This is a genomic window from Duganella aceris, from assembly GCF_011090165.1.
Classification (GTDB): domain Bacteria; phylum Pseudomonadota; class Gammaproteobacteria; order Burkholderiales; family Burkholderiaceae_D; genus Rugamonas; species Rugamonas aceris.
Map to the genome: position 1 here is coordinate 176467 of NZ_JAADJT010000008.1, position 18706 is coordinate 195172.

Sequence of the window (18706 nt, forward strand, 5' to 3'; positions counted from 1 at the left end):
CGTCCGAATCAAATCTCAGGAGACAAGTAATGCTTAATTCAACCACCACCATCGGTGGCGCCTATCTATCCGACGACAAGGCGCAAGCGGTATACGCCAAAGTCACCTGGCGCCTCCTTCCTTTCCTGTTCCTCTGCTACGTGTTCGCCTATCTCGATCGCGTCAACGTCGGTTTTGCCAAGTTGCAGATGATGAGCGACCTCGGTTTCAGTGAAGCCGTCTACGGCCTCGGTGCCGGCGTGTTCTTCGTCGGCTACCTGGCGTTCGAAGTGCCCAGCAACCTGATCATGCTGAAGGTCGGCGCCCGCGTCTGGATCGCCCGCATCATGGTCACCTGGGGCCTGATTTCATGTTCGATGATCTTCGTCACGACCCCGACCTCGTTCTACATCCTGCGCTTCCTGCTCGGCGTGGCGGAGGCGGGCTTCATCCCGGCCATCGTGCTGTACCTGACGTACTTCTTCCCGGCCACGCGCTGCGGCAAGGTGACCGCGCTGTTCTTCACCGGGATACCGATGTCGGGCGTGCTGGGTGGCCCGGTGTCCGGCTGGATCATGAGTTCGATGGACCAGGTCAACGGCCTGGCCTCCTGGCAGTGGCTGTTCGTGCTCGAATCGATACCCACCGTGATTCTGGGCGTGACCGCCTGGTTCTACCTGAGCGACAAGATCGGCGACGCGAAGTGGCTGACCAGCGACGAGAAGGCGCTGCTGGAATATAACCTGAACCAGGACCAGCACGGCAAGCATCTGCACTCGCTGCGCGACGGCTTCGTCAATCCGCGCGTCTGGATGCTGAGCTTCCTCTACCTGTTCTTTACCATGGGCCTGTACGGCATCAGCTTCTGGCTGCCCACCATCGTCAAGGACAGCGGCGTCAAGAACCCGCTCGACATCGGCCTGTTGACGGTGATCCCGTACGCGGCGGCGACCGCCGCGATGATCCTGGTCGGCCGCAGTTCCGACGCGCGGCACGAACGCCGCTGGCACCTGGCGCTGGCCGGCATCGTCGGCGCGGTGGGCCTGGCCGGCAGCGTCGCCTACGCCCATGACACCGCGATCGCCATGTTCGCCTTGACGCTGGCGACGATGGGGATCATGACCACGATCTCGCAATTCTGGACCTTGCCGCCGATGATACTCAGCGGCGCGGCGGCGGCCGCCGGCCTGGCCGTCGCCAACTCGGTGGGCAGCGTCTCCGGGCTGATCGCGCCTTACCTGCTCGGCATCGTCAAGACGGTGACCAACAGCACCAACAGCGGTGTACTGGTGCTGGCTGGGTGCCTGCTGATCGGCAGCTGCATGGTGTTCGCCATTCCGGCAAAACTGGTCAACCGAAAGTAAGGCGATCCGATGAAAAAAACAATCATGATTGCGGCGCTGGGCGCCGGTTGCTCCGGCGTCGCCTGCGCGCAAAGCGCGGTCACCGTCTATGGCCTGATCGACATGGCGGTGGTGCGGGAAGGCGGCGCCGCCGCCGGCTCGGTGACCAAGTTGAGCAGCGGCGTCACCGCCGGCTCGCGCATCGGCTTCAAGGGCACGGAAGACCTGGGCGACGGCTTGTCGGCCGTGTTCCTGCTGGAGAGCGGCTTCCAGGCCGACACCGGCGCCATGGGACAGGGCGGGTTGCTGTTCGGGCGGCAGGCGTATGTCGGCTTGCAGGGCAAGTTCGGCTCCGTACTGGTCGGCCGCCAGTACACGCCGGAATACCTGGCGGTGGTGATGGCCGATCCGTTCGGCTCCGGCTACGTGGGCGACACCAAGAACATGGTGGCCACCACCGGCAACTCGTTCAGCCGGATGGACAACACGGTGAAATATATCTCGCCGAAAATCGGCGCGGTGACGGTGGAACTGGTGGCGGCGCCGGGCGAAGTGGCCGGCGACAGCGCCGCCGGCCGGCAGCTGGGCGGCTCCGTCGACTACACCGCCGGCCCGCTGCGCCTGCGCTACGGCTACCACAACCGCGACAACGACAGCGCCACCACGCACGGCGTGTCGAGCGCGCGCAACCACGTGCTGGCGGCGGTCTACGACTTCGGCCCGTTGATGGTGCATGCTCTGTACGGCGTCAATCGCGGCTTCAACAGCGCGGTCTGGCGCAACACCGCCAATCCGTTCGGCTATGCGTCGATGCCGGCCGCGTCGACCGACAGCAGGGACGCCATGCTGGGTGTAACGGTGCCGTTCGGGCCGCACGCGCTGATGGCGTCCTGGATCCACAAGGACGACCGCGACGCCGCCAACCGCGACGCCAACCAATGGGCGCTCGGTTACCGCTACCGGCTGTCGAAGCGTACCGACCTGTATGCCGCCTACGCGCGGATCGACAACCGCAACGGCGCCAGCTACACCGTCGGCAGCGCGATCGAATCCGGCTCGGGCGACCGCGCGGCCAGCGCAGGCATCCGGCACACGTTTTAAGACGGGGGGCTACCGTGCGCGCGTGGCGCACGGGAATGTTATACTTTGCTAATATTAACGCTTGGCAAACAAGGATGGCGCCGTGTCTCAACTTTTCCATCCTGATATCCCTTCCGGGAGCCTGAGCGATTTCGCCATCGTCGGCCTTGGCGCTTCCGCAGGCGGCCTGCAAGCGCTGATAAAGTTTTTCGAGCAGATGCCGGCCGATTGCGACATGGCCTTCGTCGTGATCCTGCACCTGTCGCCCAGCCACGCCAGCAACGTCTCCTCAATCCTGCGGCGGGCGACCCGCATGCCGGTGTCCGAAGTAACCGAGGACCGGCGCGTCGAGACCGGCCACGTATATGTCATCGCCCCCAATCGCCAGCTGTCGATGAGCGACGGCATGCTCCATGTGACCGCGTCAGAGAAAAAGCCCGGCTCGCACGTCACCATCAACCATTTTTTCCGTACCATGGCCGACGCACACAGGCAGCGCTGCTTGGGCGTGTTGCTTTCCGGAACCGGATCCGATGGCGCCCTAGGCATGGCCGACATCCGTGCCCAGGGCGGTTTGACCATCGCCCAGCATCCCGCCGACGCCGAGCATGGCGCGATGCCAGCGGCGGCGATCCGAGCCGAAGCGGTCGATTTCATCCTGCCGGTGGCGGAGATCCCGCAAAAGCTGCTGCAATTGCGCGACAACGCCCGCCGCATCAGCATTTCCGGTCTCAGCGACTCGGAGGTGATCGAAACCGCGCACCAGAACGCGGAACGTAATCCGAACGAAGAGGCCGCACTGCGCGAGATCATCGCGACCTTGCACGAGCGCACCGGGCATGATTTCAGCCAATACAAGCGCGCCACCGTGATGCGCCGTCTGCAACGGCGGCTCCAGGTCCGCACCGTGCCCGACCTGCCGTCCTACCGCGACCTGATCAAGACCGATCCCGCCGAGAGCGAGACGCTGCTCAAGGACTTGCTGATCGGGGTGACGCAGTTCTTCCGCGACCGCGAGATTTTCGAGGTGCTGGAGCGCGACATCATGCCCTCGCTGTTCGCAGAACGCGATCCGGCGCATCCGGTGCGGCTGTGGGTGGCCGCCAGCTCCACCGGCGAGGAAGCGTATTCGCTGGCGATGTTGTTGAATCAGCAGGCCGGCCTCGGCGCCACGCCCATCGCGGTGCAGATCTTCGCCACCGATATCGACGAGCGCGCGATCGCCATCGCCCGTGCCGGGCTGTACCCGGAGGAGAGCGCCGGCGACCTGCCGCCCGGCATGCTGCAACGCTATTTCGATCCGAGCGGCCAGGTCTACCGGATCAAGAAGCACCTGCGCGAGAGCGTTTCGTTCGCGCTGCACAACTTGCTGCGCGATCCGCCGTTTTCCAAGCTGGACATGATCAGTTGCCGCAATTTGCTGATTTACCTCGACCGCGAGGCCCAGACCAGGATCCTGGAGACCTTCCACTTCGCGCTGAAACCCGACGGCATCCTGCTGCTGGGAAGCTCCGAGTCGGCGGACATGCTGGCGGAGCATTTCGCTCCGATCGATAAGAAGAACCGCATTTACCGCGCGAAAGCCAGCCGAGTGAACATCCGAGTCCCCGCCGTGATTCCCGCGTTTAATCCGCTACGCCAACCGGTCCGGCTGCGCGACAACGCCACCGAGCGGCGCCAGTCCGCCTACGCCGACCTGCACGACCGCGCGTTGGCGAGCACCGCCGCGCCCAGCCTGATCGTCAACGCCGGCGCCGACATCATCCATATGTCGCCGGAGGCGGGGAAATTCCTGCGCCTTACCGGCGGCGAACCTTCGCGCAACGCGCTGAACCTGGTGATTCCCGAATTGCGGCTGGATTTGCGCACCGTGCTGTTCCAGGTGGAGCAGAACGGCGTCCGCGCCCGCATCTTCGTGCCGTCGGTGGTGCGGGACGGAAAAATGTGGGATGTCGAAATCTGCGCCACGCCCTACCAGGATGAGGCTTCCGGCGAACGTATCGTGGTGGTGATGTTCGAGGAGCGGCAGTCGGTTGCGCGCGTCGCCGACAAGCCGGAACAATCCGTGGAACCGAACGACGCGGTGCTGCTCAGCCTGGAAAAGAATCTGCAGCGCACCGCCGCGCGTCTGCAGGATACGATAGAACAGGCGGAGGCCTCGGCCGAGGAGCTGAAGGCGTCCAACGAGGAACTGCAGGCGATTAACGAGGAACTGCGCTCCGCCAGCGAGGAGCTGGAAACCGGCAAGGAGGAGCTGCTGGCGCTCAACAGCGAACTGCAGCGCGTCAACAACGAAATGCAGAACAAGGTCGACGAGACCACAAGGGCCAACGACGACTTGCAGAACCTGATCGTCTCCAGCGACGTCGCCACGCTGTTTGTCGACCGCGAGATGCGGGTGCAGCGCTACACGCCGCGCACCACCGACATCTTCAACATCATCCCCGGCGACCTGGGGCGACTGCTGGGCCACATCACGCACAACCTGGAGTTCGACGAGCTGGCCAGCGACGCCGCCAGAACCTTCGAGACCTTGCGCCTGGTCGAGCGCGAAGTGCGCAGCCTCAACGGCAGGCATTACCTGGCGCGCATGCTGCCGTACCGCACGCTGTCGGACCGGATCGAAGGCGCGTTGCTGACGTTTATCGACGTCACCGAGCTACGGCGCGCGGAGGAACGCCTGCGCGCGGCCGATGCCCGCATGCGGCTGGTGGCGGCCAGCACCATGGACTACGCCATCATCACGCTCGATACGCACGGCGTGATCACTAGCTTCAACAAGGGCGCCGAGCGCATGTACGGCTACCACGAGGGCGAGGTGATCGGCCAGCTGGTCGACCTGCTGTACACGCCCGAGGACAGGGAGGCCGATGCGCCCGGCGCGGAACGCCAGCGCGCGCAGGCGAGCGGCCGGGCCGAGGACGAGCGCTGGCACGTCAGGAAAGACGGCGGCCGCTTCTTCTGCAGCGGGGTCATCACGCCGTTGCTGGAGGGGCAGTTCCAGGGATACGCCAAGATCGGCCGCGATCTGACCGGACGGGTCGAGGCGGAGAAGCTGCGCAGCAGGCAGCTCGGCGACGAACAGCGCAAACGCGCCGAGGCCCAGGCCGCGAACAATCTCAAGGATGAATTCCTGGCGATCATGTCGCACGAGCTGAAGCACCCGTTGAACCTGATCCACCTTAACGCCGAGCTGCTGCGCCGGCTCGCGGGGCCGAACGCCAATCCTGCGATTCCGAAGGCGGCCAGCGCCATTCTCGCGGCGTCGGTCAGCCAGGCGAAGATCATTGATGACCTGCTGGACTTTTCGCGCATCAATACGGGCAAGCTCAGGCTGGCGATGAGCGAGGTGAATCTGTGCGAGTTGGTAAAGTTGCTGGTGCCGACCTTCGAAGCCGATCCCACCGCCAAGGGGCTCAAGATCATCTGCGATCCCGAGCATGAAGTCTGGGCGGTCGCGGACGCGGTCCGGGTTAGTCAGATGGTCGCCAACCTGCTCAGCAACGCCATCAAATTCTCGCGTCCCGACGGTTGCATCGTCATCCGCATCGAGGAAGACGGCGGGGCCGCGCGGATCGAGGTGATCGACGACGGCCAAGGCATCGCGCCGGAGGCGATCGCCACCATATTCGATATGTTCAAGCAGAGCCAGCTCAGCACGACCCGTAGCGCCACCGGCCTTGGCATAGGCCTGGCGCTGGTGAAGCAGATCGTCGATCTGCATGGCGGCAGCGTGGATGCGCGTTCGAACGGCCTGGGCAGCGGAGCGCATTTCACCATCCGCTTGCCACTGGGACGCGGGCCGGCGGCGGCCCGCGCGCCGGGCGGCGCCCTCACGGCCGGCCTGCGCGTGCTGATCGTCGACGACAGCCCGGATGTGGTCGAGTCCTTTCAGATACTGCTGGAGATGGAAGGGGTGATCGTCAGCACGGCGCTCTCTGGCCGCGAGGCGCTGAAGCTGATCGACGCGCAGGTGTTCGACATCATCATCTCGGACATCGGCATGCCAGAGATGGATGGCTACAGCTTTATGCGGCAGGTGCGGGCCAGGCCGGCTGCGGCGGGCATTCCAGCGATCGCGCTGACGGGATTCGGCAGGTCGAAGGATGTCGAGCTGGCGCGCGGCGCCGGATTCACCAGCCACCTCAGCAAGCCGGCATCGGTGGAACAGCTAATGCAACTGATGGTCTCGATCGCGAACGACGGCGCCCGCGCGCGGCCGGGCGACTAGCTGTCGGGTCAGCCGGATCGCTCGACTTGGCGCGAGGCGGCGGCGGCCAGCAGGTTTTTCAGGCGGTCCAGGTTCAGCGGCTTGTGGATATAGTCGTCGAATCCCGCGCTCAGGGCCTGCGCCTCGCCGTTCGGCGATCCGCCCGTCACCGCGATGACCAGGGCGCGCTCGCCGCCCGGCCCGGCTTTCAACGATCGGCCCAGGGTAATACCGTCCAGCCCCGGCAAGCCGACGTCGAGCAGGAACAGGTCCACGTCATCGAGATCGCGATACATCCACACCGATTCGGCGTTGGCGAAGGTAACCGCTTCGTGGTCGAGCGCGCCGAGTAGCTCGGCCATCAAATGACGCGCTTCGGCGTCGTCGTCGACCACCACGATCCGCATTGGACGCGTGGGCGCATGAACATCCAGATCCATAAAATAGCTCCGTCATAGGAATCAAGAGAGACGTAGCACAGGGTTTAGGTGCGGGGAGGGCGCGGCCAATATAACGGCGCCAGCGTAAACATATCATATTTCCATGGCGAAATGAGTGTAATTATTTGCACATGTTTAGGTCCGACGTCCACACCGCTGCGTCTCCTACGCGCGCCAAGGCGCGTCTCCTACGCGATACGCCCGGCGCTTCGCTTAAGATGTCTTTCAGACATCGCCTAGCGAACCGGGAATAACATTGAGAACGATATTAATCATAGACGACAACCAGGATGCCGCCGACATGTTGCGCGAGCTGCTGCAGCTCGAAGGCCATCAGGTCACGGTGGCGTATGGCGCGCGGCATGGTCTGGAGAAGCTGCGCGCGCTGTCGCCGGAAATCGTCTTCATCGATATCGGCATGCCGGAAATGAACGGGTACGAATTGGCGGCGGTGATCCGCCGTGATGAGGGGTTGCAACAGCCGTATCTGATTGCCTTCACCGCCTGGGACGACATGCTCTCGATCAGCAGCGCTATAAAAGCCGGCTTCGATCGTCACCTCAAAAAAACATCCAGCTTCGAACAACTGATGTCCGCCGTCCGGGAGATCGGCAATACGCCGTTGGCGACGGTGTGACGCATCAATAGGTGAGCGCGCGCGCGACCAGGTGTCTGTGCTGCAAACTCAGGAACAGAAGGTTTTCCGCGGTCTCGTTCCCATCGTCGGGTTCGTCGTTGAAGCTCAGAAAAAATACCGATTCAGCCACCGACAGGCCGGCAAGCACTTCTTCGCCTTCCCTGTCGACCGCCAGAGCGCCCATCAGGCGCAACCTCGATCGCGCTATTTCTTGTAGTGCCAGCATGGTGATAGCTCCTATACGGCGCAGGGCAGCCGGGGGCTGCCCCGGTCGCGTTATTTAACGGCCGCGTTCAGGGTCTTTGCCATCTCGCCGTGATGCGCGACGATAGGCTCCAGCTTGGTGGCCAGCGCTTTGACGTCTGCGTCCTTGGCGTTGGCGATATCGCTCTTCAGCGCCGCGTGCACCTTGGCATGGTCGGCCACGCCGGCCTTGCTGACGTATTCCTTGTCGAAGGCGGCGCCGGACAGCTTGGTCAGATCGGCGGCCATTTTCTTGTGCGCGGCATCCGGTTCGGTCGGCAGCGTCACGTTCTTTGCGGCGGCGACCTTTTTGGTCTCGTCCAGGCCCTTGCCGTGATCGTCGATCATGTTCTGCGCGAATTGTTTGACCGAGGCGTTGGAGCTTTTTTCGACCGCCATCTTGCCGGCTTCCACCTCGGCGAGGTTGGCCTGCGCGATCGCGACCAGGCGGTTCGCATCGGCCTTGTCGATGGTGGCGGTTTGCGCGCCGGCGTGCTGCGCGAACGACGCGCCGACGGCCAGGATGGCCAGCAAGTGGGATGTTTTCATTTGTAATCTCCAGGAATTGAAAGTATGAAGGGCAGCACATGGCTGCCCCGGCTGCTGGCCCAGGCTGGGCTTAGGTCGGTACGCTGGCTTCCGAGGTCGAACGGATGTCGTCGGCCTTGGCGTCCTCGAAGATCTGCTTGGCGGCCTTGACCTGGTCCGAGTTCTCGGTGTGGACCGAAATCAGGATGTTGCCGCTGCGGACTTTGCCGTCGTACAGCTTGGCTTCATACTCAGGGATGCCCATGCCGACCAGCGCGCCGATGATGCCGCCGGCCGCGCCGCCGACAGCGGCGCCACCCAGCGCCGCCAGGATAGGACCGGCCGCGATGAACGGACCGACGCCCGGAATCGCCAGCGTGCCGATGCCGGCCAGCCAGCCCAGGATGGCGCCGGTGCCCATGCCGGCGACGCCGCCGGTGGCCGCGCCTTCAGGCATCTTGGTGTTTTGCTCGTGCGCGAAGTCGCGCGTGCCGCCCTTGTCCGGGAACAGCACGGAAATGTCGCTCGGTGCGAAACCGGCATCCTTCAGGCGGGAGACGATGGTCTCGGCGTGTGGGTGGTCGAGGGCGATGCAGTAGACGGCGTTGCTCATATGAACTCCTGTTTAATTGGTTTTGATGTCGAGATTGTTCTGCACGGACGTCACGCCCGCGACCTGCTTGGCCAATGCTTCGACCTTGGTCTTCTCTTCTTCGCTGGTCACCGGACCGCGCAAGGTGACCACGCCATTGGCGGCCAGGATCTTGACGTTATGGGCGCTGATCGACAGCGATTTGTCCTTGACCACGGTGCGGCGCACGGCGGCCAGCAATTCGCGGTCGCCCTTGGCGTTCGATTGCGATTGCGCGGTGTCGCCGGTGCTGCCTTGATCGCGGTTGTTCATGCGGGTGTTGTCCGCCGACGGGGTCACCTGTCCTGCGGGGGCGACGGGCGTGGTCTGGGCCAGCGCCGAACCACCCGCCAACGCCATTGCCCAGGCTGTGGCTATTGCTACTTGTCGCATAAGATCTCCTTGGTTGAATTCGACGCCTTGTTGCCATCGATGAGACATCCTCGCTTAATTTTCGGCGTGGCTCTGTACGATGGCTTACGTTCGCTCAAATGGTTTGCTCGCCACCAGCGCCACCGCCGCGATGCGGTCGGTGCGTTCATGACCGCTCTCGCTCAACTCGCCGCCGAACACGTCGGGATCGATTTCGCGGTAGTCGCAGGTCAGCCCGGCCGCGCCCAACACCGTTTCGACATGTTCACGGAACAGGTCGACGCCGTCGACCACTGCGACGCAGGTGTACATCACCAGCCGCCCGCCGGGCGCCAGCCGTTCCAGCGCGGCATTGACGATGGCCACCGACAAGCCCTCGCCAAGCACGCCGCCGCCGTCGCAATACAGGCGGTTGCCGACGCCGATCATGAACGGCGGGTTGGCGACGATCAGGTCGAACCAGCCGTCGACGCCTTGCAGCAGGTCGCTGTGGGCGATGTGCAGGTTGCCGATGCCGGCCAGCGCCGCATTGCAGGCGGTCAGCTCCAGCGCCTTGGGATTGATGTCGACCGCCCAGACTTCGGTCTGCGGCAATTTCAGGGCGATGGTGATCGCGCCGGGGCCGGCGCCGCAGCCGATGTCGACCGCGCGCCGTACCTGGCGTGACGGCGCGAGCAAGGTTTGCTCGGTCAGTTCGGCGTGCAGCACCTGCACGTAGCGATAGGTGTCCGGGCCGAAGAACACCGAGTCGGGGTCGCGGGTGGGGAAGGCGGAGTGGAAATACAGTTGGCCGTCCAGCGTGGAGGCGCGCAGCGTGCTGCGGTGCACGCCGTTGTGGTCGTCGACGATGCCCGCCTCGCGCATCGCCGTCAGGGTGTCCGCGTCGAGCACGCCGTCGCCGAAGGGGCGGCTCCAGCCGAACACGCCGCGCGCGTCGCTCGCGGTCTCGTTGCCGTCGCGGCCGTTGACGCGGCGGTGGCTCGGCGTGGAAATGGTGACGAAGGCGTAGCCGGCGCTCTTGAGCAGCGCGCCGAGTCGCAGCAGGGCCGGCTGCGAGCGCCCCGTGTTGGGAGTAGGGAACAATTCGTTGTCCTTGTCGAGGTGTCGGGGCAGGCTGCCCGCTGTGCACGCATTATGTTGTATCGGACCTGACGCAAGGGTGTGCCGCCGCACATTGCGGCGTTCATCCGGCGTGCAAGATGGAAGCTTGTCGCATCGCACATCAAGCCAAGGAGAACAGCATGTCGGACGATCTGAATAATCGCGGAGCGCAGGACCTCAGTCGCATCAGCCTGAACGCGCCGCGCGCGCTGGGCGTCGGCGCGCAAGCCGCCAGGAAGGCCTTGACGAAATGAACGCTCCCATCCAAGTTCCGCCTGCCGGCGCGGCCATTCGCACCTACCCGGTCAAGCTGCGCATCAACGGTCAGGATCTGCAACTCCATGTAGAGGCCTGGGTCACGCTGCTCGACCTGCTGCGCGAACGGGTCGGCTTGACCGGCTCCAAGAAAGGCTGCGACCACGGCCAGTGCGGCGCCTGCACGGTGCTGGTCGACGGCCGGCGCATCAATTCCTGCCTGACGCTGGCGGTCATGCAAAACGGCAAGGAGATCACGACGGTCGAAGGCCTGGCCGACGGCGCGCAACTGCATCCGCTGCAGCAGGCCTTCATCGAACATGATGCGTTCCAGTGCGGCTACTGCACGCCGGGCCAACTGTGCTCGGCGATGGGACTGATCAACGAAGGGCAGGCCGGCAGCGCCGCCGAGGTGCGCGAGCTCATGAGCGGCAACATCTGCCGCTGCGGCGCCTATCCAGGCATCGTCGCCGCCGTCACGCAGGTGATGGCGCTGCCGGAGCGCGGAGACCATCCGGATCGTCCCTATCTGCCCGGCACGGTGCCCGCATGAACCCGGTCGCCTATCTTCCCGCCGCCGACATCGGCGCCGCGCTGGCGCATGCGGCGCCGGCTTACGACCTCGACGCCGCCGGCGGCGAGGCCCGCTTCATCGCCGGCGGCACCAATCTGATCGACCTGATGAAGGCGCACGTCGTGCATCCGCAGGCGCTGGTCGACATCAACGCGCTGCCGCTGGACGACATCGCCGCCACCGATGACGGTGGCCTGCGGCTCGGCGCCACCGCGCGCAACGCCGACACCGCCTACCATCCGCTGGTGCGGCGCGACTATCCGCTGCTGACCGCCGCGATCCTGGCCGGCGCCTCGCCGCAGATCCGCAACATGGCCAGCAACGGCGGCAACCTGCTGCAGCGCACGCGCTGCCATTACTTCTACGATCCGGCGGCGCCATGCAACAAGCGCACGCCCGGCGCCGGCTGCTCCGCCCTCGGCGGCCTGACGCGGCAACATGCCATCCTCGGCGCCAGCGCGCATTGCATCGCCACCCATCCGTCGGACATGTGCGTGGCGCTGGCGGCGCTGGAGGCGGTGGTCGAGGTGCGCTCGGCCAACGGCACGCGCCGCATCGACTTCGCCGACTTCCACCGCCTGCCCGGCGAGCATCCCGAGCAGGACAGCACGCTGGCGGAAGGCGAGTTGATCACCCATATCGAACTGCCCCCGGCCGCGCATTTCGCCGCACACTCGGCCTACCTGAAATTCCGCGACCGCGCCTCGTACGCCTTCGCGCTGGTGTCGGTGGCGGCGCTGCTCGACATCGACGCCGACGGCGTGATCCGCGAAGCCCGGCTGGCGCTGGGCAGCGTGGCACACAAGCCGTGGCGCGTGCCGGCCGCTGAAGCGCTGCTGGCTGGCCATCGTGTCGGCAGCGCCGGCGCGGTGGACGTGTTCGCCCAGGCGGCGGACCTGATGCTGTCCGGCGCGCAAGGGCAGGGCGCGAACGACTTCAAGATCGCGATGGCGCGCCGGGCCGTGATCCGCGCGCTGAAGCAGGCCTCCGAAGGCACGCACGACAATTCCCATGACTATGCAGCACCCGGCGGCAAGGAGCCAACGTGACAGATCTCATCCCAGCACTCCGCACCCCGGTCGCGGACGAAGGCACCGGCCCGGTCTCGATCGGCATGGCGGTATCGCGCGTGGATGGCCGCGACAAGGTGACCGGCCAGGCGCGCTACGCGGCCGAATATTTCCCCGAACCCGATCATGAAGCGCTGTTGTACGGCGTGGTGGTCAGCGGCGCGATCGCCAAGGGCCGCATCGCGGCGCTGGATGCCAGCGCGGCGCTGGCCGTTCCCGGCGTGGTCGAAGTGATCTGGCACGGCAACCGGCCGCGCATCCGTTCCTTCGACATCTTTTACAAGGACATGACCGCGCCGGGCGGCTCGCCGTTCCGGCCGCTATACGACGACAAGATCGTCTACAGTGGCCAGCCGGTGGCGCTGGTGGTGGCCGAGACTTTCGAGGCGGCGCGCTATGCGGCGGCGCTGGTCCAGGTCGATTATGAGGTCGAACCGCACGAGACCAGCCTGTTGCAGCATCGCGGCCGCGCCCACAAGCCGAGCCGGCTCAAGGCCGGCTACACGCCGCCGCCGGACCAGAAGGGCCACGCCGATGAAATGTGGGACAAGGCGGCGATCAGGATCGAGGGCGAGTACTACAGCGGCGTCGAGCACCATAATCCGCTGGAGCTGTTCGCCTCCACCGTGATCCGCGACGCCGACGGCCACCTGACCATCTACGACAAGACCCAGAGTTCGCAGAACAGCCGCTGGTATGTGTCGCACGTGTTCGGGCTGTCGAAGGACAAGGTCACGGTGCGCAATCCGTATGTGGGCGGCGCGTTTGGTTCCGGATTGCGTCCGCAGTACCAGCTGCCGCTGGCGGTGATGGCGGCGCTCAAGCTGGAGCGCTCGGTGCGGGTGGTGCTGACGCGCCAGCAGATGTTCACCTTCGGCCACCGGCCCGAGACGCAGCAACGGGTGCGGCTGGCGGCGGAGCCGGACGGCACGCTGAGCGCGATCATCCACGAAGCCGTCGCCGAAACCTCACGCATCGAAGACTACGTCGAAGTGGTGGTGAACTGGTCGGGCGAGTTGTATGCGTGTGAACACATCCGCCTCGGCTACAAGTTGGTCGCGCTGGACCATGCCAGCCCGATGGACATGCGCGCGCCCGGCGCCGCGCACGGCGTGCACGCGCTGGAGGTGGCGATGGATGAATTGTCGTATGAACTGGGCATGGATCCGCTGGCGCTGCGCCTCAAGAATTACGCCGAGATCGATCCGACCCATGGCTTGCCGTATTCGACCAAGGAACTGCGCGCCTGCTATATGCAGGGCGCGGAGCGCTTCGGCTGGCACAACCGTCCGCTGCAACCGGGCAGCATGCGCGAAGGGCGCGAGCTGATCGGCTGGGGCATGGCGACCGGCATGTGGGACGCGATGCAGATGTTCGCCCGCGCCAGCGCCGTGCTGCACGCCGACGGCAGCCTGGTGGTCAGCAGCGCCGCCACCGACATCGGCACCGGCACCTATACCGCGATGAGCATCATCGCCGCCGAGGCGATGGGGCTGCCGCTGGAGAAGGTGCGCTTCCAGCTGGGCGATTCGACCTTGCCGGTGGCGCCGATCGAAGGCGGTTCGTCGCATGTGGCCACGGTCGGCTCGGCGGTGCAGGGCGTCTGCGAGAAGCTGCGGAAGACCTTGTTCAAGCTGGCGAAGAACCTGCCGGACTCGCCGCTGGCGAAGGCCGCCTTCGCCGACGTGGAGTTCGCCGGCGGCGCGCTGCGGCTGACCACGCGGCCCGAGGCGCAGGTCACGCTGGCGCAGGTCTTGGACGGCAGCGGCAAGCGGCGCGTGGAAGAAAAATACATGATGCTGCCGAATATGCTCAAGCAGATGAAGTATCAGCGCGCCACCCACTCGGCGGTGTTCTGCGAGGTGCGGGTCGATCCGGAATTCGGCACGGTGCGGGTGACGCGCGTGGTCAGCGCGGTCGCGGCCGGGCGCATCATCAACGCCAAGACCGCGCGCAGCCAGATCATCGGCGGCGTGGTGTGGGGCATCGGCCAGGCGATGCACGAGGAGACCCATTGCGATCATCGTCTGGGCCGCTTCATGAACCACGACCTGGGCGAGTACCACGTCTCGGTCAACGCCGACATCCACGATATCGACGTCATCTTCGTGCAGGAGGACGACCGCATCGTCAGCCGCCTCGGCGCCAAGGGCGTCGGCGAGATCGGGCAGGTCGGCGTCGCGGCGGCGATCAGCAATGCGATCTTTCACGCCACCGGCCGCCGCGTACGCAGCACGCCGATGACGCCGGATAAGGTGATGCGGCCTTAGTCGGCGGTACCGACAGTCTCCGGCGCTGCCGTTGCCTCCGGCGGCTTCGCCGGGATGCGCAGGACGATGCTGGTCCCGTCGTGTTTGGTCGAGGTGACGTGGATCTTGCCGCCATGGGCCACCACGATTTCGCGCGTGATGTAGAGTCCCAGGCCAAGGTTGCTGGTCTGGCTCGCGCTGCGTTCGCTGGGGGTGCGGATGGCGAAGCTGCGCGCCGGATCGAACATGTTCCGGAGCATGCTCGGCGGAATGATGTCGCCTTCGTTGCGGATCACCATGATCACATCCTCTTGCACGCGGTTGACCGACACCCACAACGGACTGGTCGCCGAGCCGTGCTGGATCGCGTTCGCCATCAGGTTCGACAGCCCCTGGCTCATGCGCGCGCGGTCCCAGACCACGCTGATGTCGTCTTCTATGTCCACCCTGAAATTGCGTTCGGGGTGGAACAGCTTCATTTCCTGCACCACCGAGCGGCACTCCGGCGACAGATCGTATTCGGCCGGCGTCACCGGGATGCCGCCGCCGAGGTGGCTGGTGGAGTAGTCCAACAGGTCGGCGACGATGTCGGTCACTCGTTGCGTGCTGCGCAGCACCTGCGCCGCCACCTTCAGATGCCTGGGCGGCAGCGTGGTGTCGTGCATGATCAGCTGCGTGCCCATGATGATGGCGCCGAGCGGATTCCTGACGTCGTGGCCGAGGATGGCGAGGAACACGTTTTGCGAGTCGCGCAACATGGCGGAAAAGCGCGCGATCGATTCCGCCAGCGATTGATCGATGGCCTCGTTGAAGCGGATCACATCCTGCAGATCGGCGTGGCTGGCGGCCTGCACGCTGGCTTGCCATAACCGCAGCACGCTGGCGCGCAGCGCCCGGTATTCGGCGGTCAATTCCTCGACGGTGAAGCCGGCCTGAAGCCGGTCGATGGCGTGCGCTTCGGCGGCCGTGTCGTCGGCGGCGTCGGGCGCGTTGCCCTTGGATTTTTCAATGCTTTCCTGGATGCTCTGGTCTGAATCGAGGTCCAGGCAGATCACCGCCAGCATGGCCTTGGCGTGGTCGCGCAGCTGCACCTTGTTGGCGCTGTCAAGAACTTCCAGCGTGCCGGCGAAGTCCTCCCACTCCTGCAAGATAATTTCGATGTTCTCGCTAATAAATTTAGATAGACGCATGGATTCCTTTATCGATCCGGTGCAGTCTACGCTCATTTCCCGATCTGCCGGATTCGCCACAAAAAATGTAGAATTGACGCTCCCCCACGCAGCCAACCAAGGAGAGTGACCATGAACAAGAACACGATCTGCCTGTGGTACAACAAGGATGCGGAAGAAGCCGCGCGTTTTTACGCCGGCGTCTTTCCGGACAGCGCAGTCGGCGCGGTTCATCGCGCGCCGTCCGATTTCCCCGGCGGTAAGAAGGATGCCGTGCTGATCGTCGAATTCACGGTCTGCGGCATTCCGTGCCTGGGCCTCAACGGCGGCGACGCCTTCAAGCAGAGCGAAGCGTTCTCGTTCCAGATCGCCACCGACGATCAGGCCGAGACCGACCGGTATTGGAACGCCATCATCGACAACGGCGGCACCCCGAGCGCCTGCGGCTGGTGCAAGGACAAGTGGGGCTTGTCGTGGCAAATCACGCCGCGCGTGCTGAGCGAAGCGATGTCCAAGGGCGGCGACGTGGCCAAGCGCGCCTTCGAGGTGATGATGACGATGGGGAAAATCGATGTCGCCAGGATCGAAGCGGCGGTGCGCGGCGAGGCCGGGCCGGCATGAGGTCGCGGCTGCCTGCTTGCTTCCTGGCGTTGATCTGCTGCGCCGTCGACGCGGCGACGCCCGCGCGCCCGGCGTCGACTGCCGCGCTGGCGGCGGTCATCGCCCCGGCGCCGGCCGGCGCGCAGTTCGACGTGGCCGCGCTGGACCGTCAGCGGATACTGGCCGCCGCCGGGCAGGCCCTGGGCGAGACGCCGCTGACGATCACCGCGTCGCGCAGCCCGCGCAGCGCCGGCGGCCCGCATGATTTCTACTCCGAAGGCGATTACTGGTGGCCGGACCCTGCCCATCCCGGCGGCCCCTACGTGCAGCGCGACGGCCTGTCCAACCCCGACAACTTCAACGACCACCGCCGCGCGCTGATGCGCTTCAGCGTGCAGGTCCCGACGCTGACGGCCGCCTGGAAAATCACCGGTGACCGGCGCTACGCCGACCACGCCGTCGCCCACCTGCGCGCCTGGTTCATCGACGACGCGACACGGCTCAACCCCAACCTCGAATACGCGCAAGCCATCTTCGGCCGCAGCACCGGTCGCGGCATCGGCATCATCGACACCATTCATTTAGTGGAAGTCGCGCGCTCGATCGAAGTCCTGCACGCCTCGGGCGCGCTGCCGGCCGCCGACGAGGCGCGCATCAAGCAGTGGTTCGCCGACTACCTGCAATGGCTCACCCACAGCAGGAACGGCATGGAGGAACGCGACGCGCGCAACAACCACGGCACCTGCTGGCTGATGCAGGTGGCCGCGTTCGCACACCTGACCGGCGACCAGGCCCTGCTGGCCTACAGCCGCGACAGGTTCAAGACCGTGCTGCTGCCCAACCAGGTGGCGGCCGACGGCAGCTTCCCGCTGGAGCTGAAGCGCACCAAGCCCTATGGCTACGCCCTGTTCAACCTGGAAGCGATGGCGGCGCTGAGCGAGATCCTGTCGACGCCGTCGGACAATCTGTGGACCTACACCACCCCCGACGGCAAAGGCATGCGCCAGGCGATGGCCTACATGACGCCCTATATCCGCGACAAGAAGACCTGGCCACTGCCGCCGGACGTGATGTACGACGGCGAGTGGCCAATGCGCCAGAGCAGCCTGCTGTTCGCCGGCCGCGCCCTGAGCCAGCCCGACTACATCGCGCTGTGGCGCACCTTGCGCGCCGATTCCACGGTCGATGAAGTGGTGCGCAACTTCTTCATCCGCCAGCCGGCGCTGTGGTAGAAAATCAATCCTTCAGATCGGCCGGCACCTTGCCGCCGTTCTGCGCCAGCTTGGTCATCACCTGACGATGCAGCCAGACGTTCATCGAGGCTGAATCGTTGGTGTCGCCGCTGTAGTGCAGCTCCTGCGCCAGTTCCTTGCGCGATTGCAGGCTGCTGTCCAGCTCCAGCAGCTTCAGCAGGTCGACGATCGAGGTACGCCAGTTCAACGGCTGGCCGGATTGTTGCGCCTTGGCGTTGAGGATGGCCTCGACATCGACCTCGCTGAGTGCGGCGGCGGGTGCGGCGGCCGGCGCCGGTGCTGCGGCGGTGCCCGCGGGCATCGCTGGTGGCGGGGTCGTGCCTTGCGGCGCCGTGGCGACGGCAGGGTGCGACGAAGGGAAGATCTTGTGGAAGATATTGCTCAGAATGCCCATGTGTGTTCTCCAGAAAAATTAGTTACGGTTCGAATCGGCCATCTTGCTCATGACGATGGCCAGCGCGATGCCGCCCAGCGCCTTCACCAGCGTCGGATGCTCGGCGTAGAAAGACCCGATGCGGTCGACGATGCCGGGATTGTGCTGCTCGGCCGTGGCGGCGATCTCCTCCACCTGCGCCGGCGTGATCTGCTCCGCCTGCTCCGGCGTCACCTGCGGCTGCGAACCCTGGTTGAGGAAGCTGCCGACGCTGCCGGCCAGCGAGGTCAGCATCGCGGGACTCACATGCGCCAGCAGTTGGTTCAGCAGGCCGGCGCGCTGGTTGGGATCGCTGCGTCCGAACAGCTGGCTGACCATTTGCGCGAACGGCGGCGTCTGATCGGAGCGGAACGCTTCGGTCACGCCCTGCGCCACGGCGGCCGACGGCGCGTGCTGCCCCACCTGCGCGAAGTCCTCCTCCGCCTTGGCCGGATCAGCCTCCAGCCCGCTCGCATATTGCTTCAATAAACTTCCAAAATCGAATGCCATGACATGCCCCTCGTTAGATGCGAACAGCCAGCGTAGCGCGTTTTGGCGGA

19 protein-coding genes are annotated in these 18706 nt (G+C 65.3%); 10 read left to right on the top strand and 9 right to left on the bottom strand.

Annotated features, from left to right (window positions below):
* Window positions 1-29: 29 nt before the first annotated feature.
* From GW587_RS18440 to GW587_RS18450, 3 genes are all read left to right on the top strand, one after another.
* Window positions 30-1343 carry an MFS transporter gene (locus tag GW587_RS18440; protein ID WP_166105887.1) on the top strand — a complete coding sequence of 438 codons (1314 nt, stop codon included), beginning with the start codon at window positions 30-32 and terminating at the stop codon, window positions 1341-1343.
* A gap of 9 nt (window positions 1344-1352) precedes the next feature.
* Complete coding sequence (locus tag GW587_RS18445; protein WP_166105889.1) at window positions 1353-2423, top strand: porin; 1071 nt, start codon at window positions 1353-1355, stop codon at window positions 2421-2423.
* An 82-nt stretch (window positions 2424-2505) separates the two neighbouring features.
* Window positions 2506-6633: a CheR family methyltransferase gene (locus GW587_RS18450; RefSeq protein ID WP_371875615.1), complete on the top strand. Its 4128-nt coding sequence runs from the start codon at window positions 2506-2508 to the stop codon at window positions 6631-6633.
* A gap of 8 nt (window positions 6634-6641) precedes the next feature.
* Here GW587_RS18450 and GW587_RS18455 read toward each other — a convergent pair whose 3' ends face one another.
* Window positions 6642-7052: a response regulator gene (locus GW587_RS18455; protein WP_166105893.1), complete on the bottom strand. Its 411-nt coding sequence runs from the start codon at window positions 7050-7052 to the stop codon at window positions 6642-6644.
* Window positions 7053-7308: 256 nt separating this feature from the next.
* Here GW587_RS18455 and GW587_RS18460 point away from each other — a divergent pair, with 256 nt between their 5' ends.
* Entirely contained in the window at window positions 7309-7689 is a 381-nt protein-coding gene (locus GW587_RS18460) for a response regulator (RefSeq protein ID WP_267878119.1), read from the top strand.
* Between the two features lie 4 nt (window positions 7690-7693).
* On the opposite strand, the gene GW587_RS18465 is transcribed toward GW587_RS18460, so the two are convergent.
* From GW587_RS18465 to GW587_RS18485, 5 genes are all read right to left on the bottom strand, one after another.
* Window positions 7694-7915, bottom strand: a complete 222-nt coding sequence (locus GW587_RS18465) for a hypothetical protein (RefSeq protein ID WP_166105897.1) — start codon at window positions 7913-7915, stop codon at window positions 7694-7696.
* Window positions 7916-7965: 50 nt separating this feature from the next.
* Entirely contained in the window at window positions 7966-8481 is a 516-nt protein-coding gene (locus tag GW587_RS18470) for a DUF4142 domain-containing protein (RefSeq protein ID WP_166105899.1), read from the bottom strand.
* Window positions 8482-8551: 70 nt separating this feature from the next.
* Window positions 8552-9073: a hypothetical protein gene (locus tag GW587_RS18475; protein WP_166105901.1), complete on the bottom strand. Its 522-nt coding sequence runs from the start codon at window positions 9071-9073 to the stop codon at window positions 8552-8554.
* A gap of 12 nt (window positions 9074-9085) precedes the next feature.
* The gene (locus tag GW587_RS18480) at window positions 9086-9484 is read right to left on the bottom strand and encodes a BON domain-containing protein (protein ID WP_229259530.1); all 399 of its coding nucleotides are present in this window, start codon (window positions 9482-9484) and stop codon (window positions 9086-9088) included.
* A gap of 84 nt (window positions 9485-9568) precedes the next feature.
* Window positions 9569-10546 (bottom strand): methyltransferase, encoded by a 978-nt coding sequence (locus tag GW587_RS18485; RefSeq protein ID WP_166105902.1) that lies wholly within the window; start codon window positions 10544-10546, stop codon window positions 9569-9571.
* A gap of 158 nt (window positions 10547-10704) precedes the next feature.
* Between GW587_RS18485 and GW587_RS31665 the strand changes: the two genes are divergently transcribed.
* The 4 genes from GW587_RS31665 to GW587_RS18505 are packed head-to-tail and all read left to right on the top strand — an operon-like array spanning window position 10705 to window position 14733.
* Complete coding sequence (locus GW587_RS31665; RefSeq protein WP_166105904.1) at window positions 10705-10818, top strand: DUF3606 domain-containing protein; 114 nt, start codon at window positions 10705-10707, stop codon at window positions 10816-10818.
* A complete protein-coding gene (locus tag GW587_RS18495; protein ID WP_166105906.1) occupies window positions 10815-11372 on the top strand; it encodes a (2Fe-2S)-binding protein in 558 nt (185 codons plus the stop codon). Before GW587_RS31665 ends, GW587_RS18495 begins: the two co-directional genes overlap by 4 nt.
* Entirely contained in the window at window positions 11369-12442 is a 1074-nt protein-coding gene (locus GW587_RS18500) for an FAD binding domain-containing protein (RefSeq protein WP_166105908.1), read from the top strand. The genes GW587_RS18495 and GW587_RS18500 overlap by 4 nt, the downstream gene beginning before the upstream one ends.
* Window positions 12439-14733 carry a xanthine dehydrogenase family protein molybdopterin-binding subunit gene (locus GW587_RS18505; protein WP_371875616.1) on the top strand — a complete coding sequence of 765 codons (2295 nt, stop codon included), beginning with the start codon at window positions 12439-12441 and terminating at the stop codon, window positions 14731-14733. The genes GW587_RS18500 and GW587_RS18505 overlap by 4 nt, the downstream gene beginning before the upstream one ends.
* On the opposite strand, the gene GW587_RS18510 is transcribed toward GW587_RS18505, so the two are convergent.
* A complete protein-coding gene (locus tag GW587_RS18510; protein WP_166105909.1) occupies window positions 14730-15902 on the bottom strand; it encodes a sensor histidine kinase in 1173 nt (390 codons plus the stop codon). The genes GW587_RS18505 and GW587_RS18510 overlap by 4 nt on opposite strands.
* A 111-nt stretch (window positions 15903-16013) precedes the next feature.
* On the opposite strand from GW587_RS18510, the gene GW587_RS18515 reads away from it, so the two are divergent.
* Entirely contained in the window at window positions 16014-16502 is a 489-nt protein-coding gene (locus GW587_RS18515) for a VOC family protein (RefSeq protein WP_166105911.1), read from the top strand.
* Window positions 16499-17713 carry an alginate lyase family protein gene (locus tag GW587_RS18520; protein ID WP_166105913.1) on the top strand — a complete coding sequence of 405 codons (1215 nt, stop codon included), beginning with the start codon at window positions 16499-16501 and terminating at the stop codon, window positions 17711-17713. The genes GW587_RS18515 and GW587_RS18520 overlap by 4 nt, the downstream gene beginning before the upstream one ends.
* A gap of 4 nt (window positions 17714-17717) precedes the next feature.
* On the opposite strand, the gene GW587_RS18525 is transcribed toward GW587_RS18520, so the two are convergent.
* A complete protein-coding gene (locus GW587_RS18525) occupies window positions 17718-18128 on the bottom strand; it encodes a DUF3597 domain-containing protein (RefSeq protein ID WP_166105915.1) in 411 nt (136 codons plus the stop codon).
* An 18-nt stretch (window positions 18129-18146) separates the two neighbouring features.
* A complete protein-coding gene (locus tag GW587_RS18530) occupies window positions 18147-18656 on the bottom strand; it encodes a hypothetical protein (protein ID WP_229259532.1) in 510 nt (169 codons plus the stop codon).
* Window positions 18657-18706: the final 50 nt, after the last annotated feature.

What these genes read in the sequence shown, in the direction of transcription:
- GW587_RS18440 (WP_166105887.1), top strand. Translation starts at nt 30, where the DNA reads ATGCTTAATTCAACCACCACCATCGGTGGCGCCTATCTATCCGACGAC.
- GW587_RS18445 (WP_166105889.1), top strand. Translation starts at nt 1,353, where the DNA reads ATGAAAAAAACAATCATGATTGCGGCGCTGGGCGCCGGTTGCTCCGGC.
- GW587_RS18455 (WP_166105893.1), bottom strand. Translation starts at nt 7,052, where the DNA reads ATGGATCTGGATGTTCATGCGCCCACGCGTCCAATGCGGATCGTGGTG.
- GW587_RS18465 (WP_166105897.1), bottom strand. Translation starts at nt 7,915, where the DNA reads ATGCTGGCACTACAAGAAATAGCGCGATCGAGGTTGCGCCTGATGGGC.
- GW587_RS18470 (WP_166105899.1), bottom strand. Translation starts at nt 8,481, where the DNA reads ATGAAAACATCCCACTTGCTGGCCATCCTGGCCGTCGGCGCGTCGTTC.
- GW587_RS18475 (WP_166105901.1), bottom strand. Translation starts at nt 9,073, where the DNA reads ATGAGCAACGCCGTCTACTGCATCGCCCTCGACCACCCACACGCCGAG.
- GW587_RS18480 (WP_229259530.1), bottom strand. Translation starts at nt 9,484, where the DNA reads ATGCGACAAGTAGCAATAGCCACAGCCTGGGCAATGGCGTTGGCGGGT.
- GW587_RS31665 (WP_166105904.1), top strand. Translation starts at nt 10,705, where the DNA reads ATGTCGGACGATCTGAATAATCGCGGAGCGCAGGACCTCAGTCGCATC.
- GW587_RS18495 (WP_166105906.1), top strand. Translation starts at nt 10,815, where the DNA reads ATGAACGCTCCCATCCAAGTTCCGCCTGCCGGCGCGGCCATTCGCACC.
- GW587_RS18500 (WP_166105908.1), top strand. Translation starts at nt 11,369, where the DNA reads ATGAACCCGGTCGCCTATCTTCCCGCCGCCGACATCGGCGCCGCGCTG.
- GW587_RS18510 (WP_166105909.1), bottom strand. Translation starts at nt 15,902, where the DNA reads ATGCGTCTATCTAAATTTATTAGCGAGAACATCGAAATTATCTTGCAG.
- GW587_RS18515 (WP_166105911.1), top strand. Translation starts at nt 16,014, where the DNA reads ATGAACAAGAACACGATCTGCCTGTGGTACAACAAGGATGCGGAAGAA.
- GW587_RS18520 (WP_166105913.1), top strand. Translation starts at nt 16,499, where the DNA reads ATGAGGTCGCGGCTGCCTGCTTGCTTCCTGGCGTTGATCTGCTGCGCC.
- GW587_RS18525 (WP_166105915.1), bottom strand. Translation starts at nt 18,128, where the DNA reads ATGGGCATTCTGAGCAATATCTTCCACAAGATCTTCCCTTCGTCGCAC.
- GW587_RS18530 (WP_229259532.1), bottom strand. Translation starts at nt 18,656, where the DNA reads ATGGCATTCGATTTTGGAAGTTTATTGAAGCAATATGCGAGCGGGCTG.